The 12,194-nt window shown below is 26.4% G+C and carries 9 protein-coding genes and 1 pseudogene; 2 read left to right on the forward strand and 8 right to left on the reverse strand.

Features of this window, described 5'->3' with window-relative positions:
* Nucleotides 1-434, reverse strand: a pseudogene (locus tag BUB01_RS22155) (N-acetylmuramoyl-L-alanine amidase family protein); the annotation flags it as partial.
* Nucleotides 435-850: 416 nt separating this feature from the next.
* On the opposite strand from BUB01_RS22155, the gene BUB01_RS22160 reads away from it, so the two are divergent.
* Nucleotides 851-3,880: a helicase C-terminal domain-containing protein gene (locus BUB01_RS22160; RefSeq protein WP_072993829.1), complete on the forward strand. Its 3,030-nt coding sequence runs from the start codon at nt 851-853 to the stop codon at nt 3,878-3,880.
* A 146-nt stretch (nt 3,881-4,026) separates the two neighbouring features.
* Here BUB01_RS22160 and BUB01_RS22165 read toward each other — a convergent pair whose 3' ends face one another.
* The 6 genes from BUB01_RS22165 to BUB01_RS22190 all read right to left on the reverse strand — a co-directional run bounded on the left by BUB01_RS22165 (nt 4,027) and on the right by BUB01_RS22190 (nt 11,236).
* Nucleotides 4,027-5,589, reverse strand: coding sequence for an MDR family MFS transporter (locus BUB01_RS22165; protein ID WP_072993832.1), 1,563 nt, complete (start codon nt 5,587-5,589; stop codon nt 4,027-4,029).
* Nucleotides 5,590-5,607: 18 nt separating this feature from the next.
* Nucleotides 5,608-6,051 carry a MarR family winged helix-turn-helix transcriptional regulator gene (locus BUB01_RS22170; protein ID WP_072993835.1) on the reverse strand — a complete coding sequence of 148 codons (444 nt, stop codon included), beginning with the start codon at nt 6,049-6,051 and terminating at the stop codon, nt 5,608-5,610.
* A 192-nt stretch (nt 6,052-6,243) separates the two neighbouring features.
* Nucleotides 6,244-6,660, reverse strand: a complete 417-nt coding sequence (locus BUB01_RS22175) for a CBS domain-containing protein (protein WP_072993838.1) — start codon at nt 6,658-6,660, stop codon at nt 6,244-6,246.
* A gap of 166 nt (nt 6,661-6,826) precedes the next feature.
* On the reverse strand, nt 6,827-7,723 hold the full coding sequence (locus tag BUB01_RS22180; RefSeq protein WP_072993841.1) for a 3'-5' exonuclease: 897 nt from the start codon (nt 7,721-7,723) through the stop codon (nt 6,827-6,829).
* 78 nt (nt 7,724-7,801) lie between these two features.
* The gene (locus tag BUB01_RS22185) at nt 7,802-9,238 is read right to left on the reverse strand and encodes a LexA family protein (RefSeq protein WP_072993844.1); all 1,437 of its coding nucleotides are present in this window, start codon (nt 9,236-9,238) and stop codon (nt 7,802-7,804) included.
* Between the two features lie 201 nt (nt 9,239-9,439).
* Nucleotides 9,440-11,236, reverse strand: a complete 1,797-nt coding sequence (locus tag BUB01_RS22190; RefSeq protein WP_072993847.1) for a MutS-related protein — start codon at nt 11,234-11,236, stop codon at nt 9,440-9,442.
* 182 nt (nt 11,237-11,418) lie between these two features.
* On the opposite strand from BUB01_RS22190, the gene BUB01_RS22195 reads away from it, so the two are divergent.
* Complete coding sequence (locus tag BUB01_RS22195) at nt 11,419-12,003, forward strand: biotin transporter BioY (RefSeq protein ID WP_072993850.1); 585 nt, start codon at nt 11,419-11,421, stop codon at nt 12,001-12,003.
* A 36-nt stretch (nt 12,004-12,039) separates the two neighbouring features.
* On the opposite strand, the gene BUB01_RS24035 is transcribed toward BUB01_RS22195, so the two are convergent.
* Nucleotides 12,040-12,180, reverse strand: a complete 141-nt coding sequence (locus BUB01_RS24035; RefSeq protein WP_207650009.1) for an LPXTG cell wall anchor domain-containing protein — start codon at nt 12,178-12,180, stop codon at nt 12,040-12,042.
* Nucleotides 12,181-12,194 lie beyond the last annotated feature (14 nt).

Genomic DNA, 12,194 nt, shown 5'->3' on the forward strand with positions numbered 1-12,194 from the left:
CCTGCACCTTGCATCTCTCCATTATCTTTTAAATAATAAAAAGTTCCATCTATTTTTTGCCATCCTGTCTGCATTCCGCCTTTTTCATCAAAGTGATACCATGAACCTTTTATTTGTGCCCAGCCTGCACCTTGCATCTCTCCATTATCTTTTAAATAATAGAAAGTTCCGTCTATTTTTTGCCATCCTGTCTGCATTACCCCATTGTTATCAAAATAATACCAATGATTCTCTATTTGTGCCCACCCTTTTTTAGTAACACCATTTTCATCATAATAATACCACTTACCATCCTTTTGTTGCCATTGTGATTTTATTACTACATTTGTTATATTAATATCATCATTTGTAGTTGCTTTAACCTCTATATTATTACAATATTGTACTGTGGAAACTATACTTAATAATATTAAAATTTTTGCTATTCTTTTCATTCTATCCTCCTATTAAAGCTCTATAATATTTTTTATTATCTATTTTTCTTTTTTATCTCATGTTAAATTGTTTCTGAGTATATACTCCATCTATTAAAACAATAGTTATAACATTACATAATTGTATAATATTATCAATATACTTGCAACTTCTTACTTCTTCTCAACTTTTTCTCAAACAAAGTTTTCTTGCTAATAATTGCCATTTGAACAAATTAATTCAATATTTTTGATTATTTAATAAAATATAATTATATTTTATCATTTTTTTATATTTTTATTATTTTTTATATTTTATATAAATTTCTTCATTATATTACATATTTATACTTTTAGGCAATATAAAAAGTTATATAAAAATACTTTCGATTAATGTTATAATACAAAATGAAGAATTTACTTAAGGAGGATGAACTATGACTAAATTTAATACTATTAATCTAAATGAACTTAAGAGTTATTTTAAAAATGTAGTTTATTTAGATATAGAAACCAGCGGATTAAATGCCTCCTTATATGGTAATAAGTCAAAATCTGAAATATTAGAAATAGGTGCTATCAAGTTTACAGATGGCACACCATCTGTTTTTCATACATTTATAAGGCCTAAATTTGGCATCCCAGAAACCATTTTTGATCTTTGTGAAGATTTAAATGCAGAAGACTTAAATAATGGTATTGATATTTCTGAGGCTTTATTTAAATTAAGTAATTTTTTAGAAGACCTACCACTAATATGTCATAAGGGTAAATTTCAACATGCATTTTTAACAAGTTATTATAGAGAACACTCTTTAAATTTTAAAAATGAAATTTTAGACACTATGGAACTTTTTGCTCTATTAGAGCCTTATCATAAAGAATTCAACTTAGATTATTTCATAAAACAAAAGCTTTCTGGTTCTTTAAATTACGAAAAAAATAGAGCTTTGGAAGATGCTAAAGATACTATATTAGTATTAAATCAAGTTTTAGAAAATAATAATATAACTATTTTTTTAAATGATTATAGTATAAACTTACTAAATTGGAATTGGCTTTCTTATTTGACTAACTACTCTACTCATGTAGAAACAGAAAAAATCTTCAAGGGTTCTATGCCAATATCAAGTATAAATATGAAAACCGAACGTAAAAAGATTGGTAATTTAAAGCTTATTAAAGAATGTGAAGAAAGCTTAAAAGATATAGAACTTTGGAAAGAAATAAGCCCTAATTATATCTTTAGAAAAGCTCAATATGAAGTTACTAAAAATGTTAGAAAATCAATAAATCAAAAGGCTTTTTCTATTATGGAAGCCCCTACTGGTACAGGAAAAAGTGTAGCTTATTTATTACCTTCTATCTACTCTGCCTTACATGGAGAAAGGGTTTTTATATCTACTAATACTAAGGAACTACAAAATCAACTAGTTTCAAAAGATATTCCTAACCTTTTAAATGCCTTTAATCTTAATAATAAATTAGACTATAAGGTTATAAAAGGAAAAAACAATTACATATGTCCTGAAGTTCTTGATGATTTGCTAAAGCACTCTCTTAGTAACCAGCTACCTGATAGACTTGGATTAGTTTATCTACATAGATATGCTAGTAACGGAAAGTTCGGTGATATTGAAGATATTAATCAGTGGGTTGTAGATAACTTTAATTTAAAACCTGTTGTAACCTTATGTAATGCAGGAAATGATGGTTGTGATATAAATAGTTGTAGTAGACTTTGTTTTTATAAAGAAAGTATAGAGGCTCTAGACGATACTAATTTAATTATTTTAAATCATGCACTTTTACTTAGATGGCCTTATAAACAAGAAATTAAAAATGTGATTTTAGATGAAGCACATAATCTTAGAGATTTACTCTTTGAGGTTTATGCTGAAAGAATTAGCTCTTTAGATATAATAAAATTACTAGATGAAATTGTATCTAAAGATGGTCAAGGTGCATTAGTATATGTATGGCGTAGTCTTAAAAACAAGGAAAATTCCTCAATTGATAAGATAAGAGAATATATTTCTAGTGCCAAAGCTTCAATAGATGCTATAGGTAAAGTATCTAAGGAGAATATGAATCTATTATATAATTTAGATATAAGTTTTAATAAAGATTTTGCTAATTATAGTAAAGTTCTAACTGCTATGAAAATTCTGATAGAAGATTTAAATCTTGTTTATAGACCACTAAAAAAATTAATTGATTATAATAACTTAGATGATGAAAATTCTAAGAATAAAAAAGGAATTATATTAGTAAAAAAATGTGATAAACTTAAGGCTATAATAGATTTTCTAAACAGTTTTATTATGCCAGAAGAAGAATTTAAATGTAATGGCTTTGTTTGTAATAAGGATAGTTTTTTTTGGGAAGCTTATATAAAAGATTTAAATCCGGCTAACTATTTTTGTGATAGATTTTTAAAAACTCTTGATAGTTGTGTATTTTTATCTGCAACACTTAAAACTTCTGGTAAATATGAAGATTTAAAAAAAGCTCTTGCTATTAATTCTGTAGAAGATAAACAAACAATTGAAATTACTGATATAGATAATACCTTTGATTTAAAAAAGAGAGCTATTATATGTGCTACTAATGATAATATAAGTTATGATAGTTCAAACTTCATTTCTTATTTAGTAGAAAATATATTAAAGCTTACTTCTATAGTTCCTGGTAACATATTAGTTTTATTTACTTCTAAAAACCGTCAAGAAAATTTTAAAAATTTAATATTACCTGAACTTAATAAGAGACATATAAGGTTATATGAAAACAAAAAAGATGTAGTTCACCTTAAAGATAGGAGTAAAAAAAGTGTACTTATAGGTTCTAAAGGTTTTTTTGAAGGTATTGATGTTGCTGGTGATGGATTAAATTGTGTAGTTCTAGAAAAATTGCCTAATATATCTCCCACAGATCCATTATTCAAAAAACTAATTTCTAAGCAAAAAGTTGATTACGCTTATGGTGAAATAAATGAACCTAGAGTTTTAACCTCCTTTAAACAATGCTTTGGAAGGCTTATAAGAACTGAATATGATTTTGGTTACTTCTTAGTTATGGATGGTGGAACAAACTCTAGAATTTGGAGTAAGATAGGTAAGGAATATCCTGGTGTTAGACTATATCATTCATCTATAGATTCCATAATAAAATCTATGCCTAATAACTATAAATCATGGGAAAGCATGAATTTTGATAAATTGATCTTAGAAACTAAAGAGCAATTAGCTACAGAATTAAAAAAGGTTAATTTTAAAGATTATAAAATTTTAGAAGATACCTTAAATGATTTCTATAAAACTAAATTTAAGGAAAAAAAATTAACTAAATCTATTAATTTATATATAGAAAACAAGAGTATTAATGCTTATCATGAATCTGATAATTCACAAGCATACTTAAAAAACAAGAACATACTCTTCTCTGTTTTAAAATCTTTAATATAAAATAATAGATACTTATCTTTGTCTCTTGCCTTAATATTGGGACTTAAAATCATAAAAGGTTTTTATAAGCTCCGTTAGAATTTTAAAAACATATAAATAAAAATAAAGCCTCCACTATTTAGGAGGCTCTATTTTCTTTATATTAATTAAGCGGCTTCTTCTAAAAATTTCTCTTGACTTTTTAACGGCTTTTCCTTAATTAATAAAGTTGTTATAATAGCAGCAATCAATATGAATATTGATATTATAAATACCTTATGAATTGATATAGATATAACATCCTTTATTTGTACCATTACACTATCAAAAATACCCATTACTTGTGCTGGTATTTTTTCTCTAACTTTATTTATAGAATCTGCATTAGTAAATAATTGAGGATTTGAAAATATACTCTTCATAGGATTTGGAACTTTACTTAAATCCAGTTTATTAAACCCATCATTCATCGAATTCATCATAACAGTTCCTAATACAGCTGAACTGATAGTTCCTCCAATATTCCTAAAAAACTGAACTGATGCTGTTACAGATCCTAACTCTCTAACTTCAAATTCATTTTGTATTATCACATTAAATATTGGTAGTGTTAATCCGAGTCCAGCTCCTAATATAACCATGTTTCTTACTATTTCAGAACTAGTTGATTCTGTATTCATAAATGTCATAAGCAATACACCTACTAATGATATTACAAATCCTACTATACCCATAGTTTTATACTTACCAGTTTTTGATATTAATTGTCCCGCAATTATACTCGTAACTACTAAACCTAAAGTCATAGGTGTAGTTATCATCCCTGAATTAGTAGCACTTGTCCCCATTACTCCTTGAACAAATAATGGGATAAACGTAATAGCACCAAACATTGCAGCATTAGTTAAAAATGATGCTAAAACTGAAATATTATAGGTTTTATTTTTAAAAAACTTTGGAGATAATATTGGCTCCTCAGCCTTTCTTTCAACTATTACAAATATAATTAACATTACTACTGAAAATAATAACATTCCTATTATTTGAAAAGACATCCATGCATAATCTCTTCCCCCCCAAGTAAATGCTAAAAGCATAGGAACTAATGCTAATGTTAATAATGTCGCTCCTAAATAATCTACTATTTTTTTCACTGATTTATCCACATAATTTGGTAATGCAAAAAACATAACTCCCATGGCTAAAATCCCCACTGGAAGGTTCACATAAAATACCCATCTCCAGTTTAAATTATCAGTTATATATCCTCCTAAAGCTGGCCCTATAACACTTGAAAGTCCGAATACAGCTGTAACCATACCCATATACTTTCCTCTTTCTTGTGGTGAAAATATTTGTCCAACTATAGCAAAAGAGTTTGACATCAATATTCCTCCACCTAAACCTTGAATTCCTCTAAATATTATTAATTGAAGCATAGTTTGTGACAATCCACAAAGAGCCGTTGACACTAAGAAAATAGTTGCTCCTATAAACCAAATAGGCTTTCTTCCATATATGTCCGCTATTTTTCCGAATATAGGTATAGCTATAGTTGAACATAACATATAAGCTGTAAATGGCCATGTATAATGTTCCATACCATATAATTCATTTATTATTTTAGGCATAGCAGTACCTACAATAGTACTATCTAAAGATGATAAAAGTACGCTGAGCATAACTCCTAACATTATAAAAATTATTTGTCGTTTTTCTAATTTTTTCATTTGTATTTCCTCCACTAATTAATCTTCTTGTATTTTAGATGCTATTTCTACTACCTTTTTAGATGCATTTAAAAGTTCAGATAAATCATCTACACTCAGTAAATTTAATTTATTCTTCATATCCTCTCTTAAAATTGTTCTATATTTTTTAATAAAATCAGCACCATTTTCTGTTAGTGTAATATTTATTACTCTCCTATCAGTTTCACTATTAATTCTTTCAACTAACTTCTTGCTTATTAGCTTATCTATAACAACTGTCATCTGTGGTTTTGATATTTCGGTCTTCTTACAAATATCTCCTGTAGATTGTTCACCTATCCTATCTAACAAGAAAAGCACTTGCAAATGAGGTATAGACAAAGACTTATCTAGTCTATCGCTCTTTATTAGTTTTTTATATAAAATTGGATATAATCTTAATAGATTATTAACTAACAAATTAATATCATTATTTTCCATATAAATTCCCTTCCTTCTATTAATTATATTCTCTCTTAATTATTATTAACAAAATTAATAATTAATTTTGTTAATAGTTAACTTAATTAACTATATTGCATTTTCTATTATACATCATTTAAGTAAATTTGCAAATATTTTTCTTCTTTACATTAAAATAAGGACTAGCAACGCTAGTCCTTATTTTCATATTTAACTACTTTTTTTCTTATACATATTATTATAGCAATAATTTATTATATCACTACGCTTAATTATTCCTATAAAAGTTTTATTATCATCAACTACAGGCACAAAATTTTGTGATACTGCTAAAGATATTAGGTTTTCTATATTAGCATCAATATATACTGATTTATGATGTACTCTTCTTTCTACATCCTTTATCTTTATGGATTCTGTATTCTTAAAATTTAAATCTGGAGTGTTCTTAAGTTTCCATAACAAATCACCCTCTGTAAGTGTACCAACATACTTACCTGCTTTATCTATAAGTGGTATAGCTGTATAACCATGATGCTCCATCCTCTCCATTACTTGTCTCATAGTAGCATCAACGTTCTCATGAACCACTTCATGTTTAGGTGTTAGAAAAAATGCGATATTCATATATCTTATCCTTTCTCTGCAAATTATTTAGTGAAGCATTTAATACTTCCTAATATTATTTTATCATATTTATCGTGTAAATGTTATCCTTTTAACAGTATATTCATAAATCAAAAACGTTTAAGGATATTTTTGACAGTTTGTTAAAATATAACAAAATCTTTCCTTACTGTTTCTCGAGTTTATAAGAATAATCTACATATTCTATATCACTTAAAATAGTTTTTAAATTATTGTAAACTACATCTCCACTAATTGTTTTCTTTATAATAAGTTCATGTAATATCTTAGCCTTACATTTTGGACATTTTCCTATAGCCATAAATCTCCAATTAAATAACTTTAAAGGTTGTTCTACATTAAACTTAGTTTTACACTTTGGACATTTAAAATCTAATTTTTCATCATCTATTTCATAATTTTCTAAATCTTTAACCATTATAGCAGGCATATTATAAATATCCTTTACTATATAATTTTTTACAATTCTACTATTATATAGTCTCTTGAAAACTTCGGCTGTATAAACAGCATCATTTAATGCATCATGAAGCTTATCTTCATCTACCCTTATCTTCAGCTCTTCTAACGCATTTTTTAAACTTAAGGATTTCTTGTGTGCTAGGATTTTAGTACAGTATTCTTGTATATCTAAATAATCTTTAAGCCAATTTATATCAGTATATTCATGCAAATTTGCATTCTCTATAATTTCAGCTATATCATCTTTTGCCCAAGAACAGATTATATCCCCTTCACCTACAAAAGCCTTAACTCCCTCCATGGCTTCCTTAAAAGATAAACCATCTTCAAGCATTTCTTCTGTTATCCCTGTTATCTCTTCAACTTTAGGATTCATGACTTTAAATATTGTTGGTTTTATATAAGCTTTATACTCTCCAATATTTTTCATGAATTTATCTAATTTAACTGCACCTATCTCTATGATTTCATTTTCAAGTTTAACATCCTTCAAGTAAGGATTATTCTCATAAATATTTTCATAATATTTTGTTATATTTCTCATATTGTTAAACTCTAAGTCTAGTATAATATATCCCATAGCCTACATCCTCTCACCTTTATATCCATATATAATTATGCCACACTATATATTTTTTTTCATTAATTAAAGCTTATTTTAATTTTTATTTTTTATTATCCCTATAGCTACTCCTAAAATACTTGCTTCTTTATCCTCTAATGAAATAGGAAAATACTTAGGATTTTCAGGCATTAGATATGGTATCTTACTTTTTAAATTAAGTCTTTTTAATGTTGCGCTTCCCTCTATATCTGCAGCTACTATTTCATTATGTAATGCAGTACTTTGTTTCTTTATAACAACTAAATCACCATCATTAATATTAGCATTCTTCATACTATCTCCTTTTACATGTAATATAAAGGTCTCTTTAGATCCTTTAAACCAGTTACTTGGTAAATTAAATATACTCTCTTGTTCTGAGCTAATAAGTATTGGTTCCCCTGCTGCTATATCATTATACATAGGAATATCTATAAGTTCATTTTCCTCATATATATATGAGGTATCATCTTCTTGAACTAATATTTCCTTCTCTACTGAAGCTGAATCTTTAACAAAAGTTACGATTCTCTTATGCTTCAAATCATGAAATTCATAAGTCTCCATAGAAGAAATTTGTATTTTTTCTTTCTTAAATTGATTTTTTAAAACTATACTCTTTAATTTTGACTCTGTATTTAAGGTACTTATTTTTCTTCCCTTTTTAAGCCAAATATTTTCTCTATCACATTCATTATTATTTATAATAAAAATAAATGAAGAATAGTCCTTATTTTCATATAATCTTTTAACAAAATCTATTTCTGCTTTAGTTAAAGTTTCCAAATTATCCATAACTATATGAGTAAACTTATCTTTAACTCTTTTAGTTTGCTTTAAAGCAAAAATCACATCATCATATTCATCCTTTAATCCTAAATTATTAAGCTTTAAAGAATATTCAAGCATTAAATCAAATATAATATTTCTTGTTATAGAATTTTTATTTAACCTTTTTGTTCTTCCTTTTCTTTCTACAACAAAATATTCTTCCTTGTTAAAATTACAAGCTTTAATCCATTCAATTTCTTTTAATACAAACTTTTCATTATTATTAACTAAAAGTTTATTTTTCTTATTACCTTCTATTTTTTCTAATATTAATGGCTTTAATAATTCCATCTTTTCATCTTCACTTGCTATTTTAAGCTCCATCTTAAAAGACTTTTCATAAGCTTTTGAATAGATATTTATAAGACTATTTAAATCTAAAACTCTAACTCTTTCTTCATCTGTAGAAAATAATGAGTAAAAACTTTCACCAACACGTTCTTTAGCTTCACTATATATATTCATAGCTTCCTTACAACTTTTTTCACCATTACTTATTACAGCTATTTTTTCATCCATATATAAACAATAATTATTTGCAAGTTTTACCACTCTATGCATAGCTATAGTAGTTTTCCCTGTACTTTCAGCGCCCTTAAGTACCTGAAATCCAAGGGACTTCAGATTAAGAAACTTCTTTTGATTCCCTTCAAAATTCATTTTTTGTCCCTCCAAATTCTTAAAAGAAAAAGCCCCGAAAGGCTTTAATATTAAAATAATTATATCAAATTTGAAGTTTTTTGTCTAAGCTATATAAAAAATGAACTTATAGAATTTTTTCTCCGATCTGTTAATTCCAAATCATTCAAAATTCTATAAGCTCACTTAACCCTTAAAAATATAAAACAGTTATAATGTATTTTATTTTATTTCAATTCCAGCCATTTTCATAAGATAAATAGCATTTTTTGTTTCTGATTTGCCGTATCTTAATTTGTAATCAAATCTAAGCTGATTATTTTCATAATATTCCCTAAAATTATAATTAACAACTTTTTTATTTGTTGTTTCCAAGTCACATAATTCTAAATCATGTGTTGACACCAATCCCATTGCTTTTTCAGTGCTTAATTGATTTATTAATATTGTCGCCCCAGTATGCCTATCCAAAGAATTTGTTCCTTTAAATATTTCATCCAATAAGAAGAATATTTTTTCATCTCTTTTTGATGCTTCCACTATATTTTTAACCCTTAAAATTTCAGCATAAAAAGAAGATATACTCTCTTCCAAATTATCACCAGTTCTCATACATGTATAAACATTAAAGATACCTGCATTAAAACTTTTAGCCCTTACTGGTGATCCTAAATAAGTTAATATAAGATTAAAACCTAAAGTTCTTAAGAAGGTACTCTTACCTGACATATTAGAGCCAGTTATAAGCATAATACTCTTGCCTTTATCAAGGACAAAACTATTTGATACTGCTTTATCCATAAGCGTTGGATGAGCAACTTCGTCACCTTTTATTATTAATCCATCTTCTATATTTGGTATACACCAATTTGGATTATTATAGCTTAATAAACTTAAACTAGATATTGCTTCTATATCTCCTATAGTTTCAAACCATCCATCTACATAGTCTCCATTTTCTATTCTCCACATTTCTAACTTATATAAAATTTGAAAATCAAACATAAGCAAAGCATTTAATAAAAAATAAAAACCATTACCTCTATCATAAATCCATATAGCACAATCAGCTAGTTGTTTGAATTTTTTACTACTTTTCTCTCCATTTATAATTGTAGCCGCCTTTAGATTTGAAAGAGTTTCAGCATTAAAATCCTCATTTTCTATAAGCTCTATAATTTTAAAATAGGCTTGTAAATTCTTTTTTATAACTGAAAATAATTTTAATACTTCTACAGTTTCTTTTGTTAAAGTCCTTAAGATTAAATAATCACCTGCTAAAAGTAGTATTAGAAACTCCCATCTAAAAACACCTAATATTACAGCAACAATTACTGCAATATTTATTATAGGACATACCAATCTTATTATTTTAGTAGGCAAACTTATTATCCTATTATTTCTATCCTTACACCATTTTTTAAAAGCAGCTATTTCATCATCACTTTCTTCTATATCCATAGTCTCAACTTGTAATTTTTCCCTAAAATCTATTTTTTCTCCAAGCTCTCTTAAAGTTTCCTGCCTCAAAATTATTTCTTGTTTATTTGGTAATTCATTAATTCTTAGGATCTCTTTAAGCTTTTTTCTTCCAAAAGAAGTTCCTGTTACATTTATCCATTGAAACAAAGAACTTTTACCAAATATATCTAAATCATTTGTAAAACCATGTTCCCCATCTAAATATTCTTCACCCTTATCATCAAACTTCTTCCATTCTCCATTTAACCTTTTTATATGCTCTAAATTAATTTTTATTACTTTTTCTAACTTTTTCTTTTTATCCTCAGTTTTCTCATATAACTTAACTGTATATATAAACAAAGCTATATGAGCTAATAGAATTAAAATAGCATAAGTAAACGTTGTTTTTTTGTATACAAAATATGTTGTTATAATAGCACTTACAAATATAATTACTCTTAGGATACTATATAAATTTGTCTGTTTGTTTATATCTAAAATTCTCTCTTCATTGGATTTTTTTCTTTCCAGGTATATATTTTCCCTACTTTGCATAAGTTTACTCCTTTTTTGTTTATATTAACAATCTTGTTATTATTATACCTTTATTAAAAATTTACTACAATATATATTTTTTATGCAAAAAATATTTTGACTTTCAAAGCAAATCGTTTTAAAATATTATTGTAAACCAAATTTTAAAATTAGGTTTACAATAATAAAAAAGGAGATACTCTATGCAAATTAAAACTAAGGATCTTATTCTAACCTCATTATTCACAGCCTTAACTTGTATTGGTTCTTATATTGCAATACCTTTAGGACCCGTTCCTATAACACTCCAAACTTTCTTTGTTATTATGTCAGGGATTATTTTAGGAAGTAAGTTAGGTGCTTTAAGTCAAATAACTTATTTATTTATAGGCCTTTTAGGCATTCCTGTTTTTTCTGGTGGAACTGGAGGATTAACTTCTGTGCTAAAACCAAGCTTTGGTTTTATATTAGGATTCATATTAGCTGCATATATAATAGGTAAAATTACTGAAAAAAATAGAAACTTAAAAACTATTATTTTTTCAGTTTTACTAGGTAATTTAATAATTTATCTAATCGGTATACCTTATTTTTATATCATTTTTTCATCTTTTATTGGTAAATCAATAACCTTAAGTAAGACTCTTTCATATACTCTAATTCCATTTATACCAGGTGATTTAATTAAAAGTTTTTCATTAATCTTACTTTGTAATATTCTTCTTAAAAAGAATTATGCTATTAAGTCTAATAATCAAATTTTTAGCAAAAAAAAGAGAGCTTTATAAAATCCAATAAAGCTCTCCAAAATTATATTTAAAAAATTATTTTATTGCTTTTTTTCTTCTAACAACAAATATTGATCCTACTGCAATTAATGCTAAGGCTAACACAATATTAGCTGTTGTATTTACATTACTTCCTGTCTTAGGTAAATTGCTATTTCCATCTTGTTTTTCAGCTATTACATATTTTGAGA

It is taken from the genome of Clostridium cavendishii DSM 21758 (assembly GCF_900141845.1).
Classification (GTDB): domain Bacteria; phylum Bacillota; class Clostridia; order Clostridiales; family Clostridiaceae; genus Clostridium_AG; species Clostridium_AG cavendishii.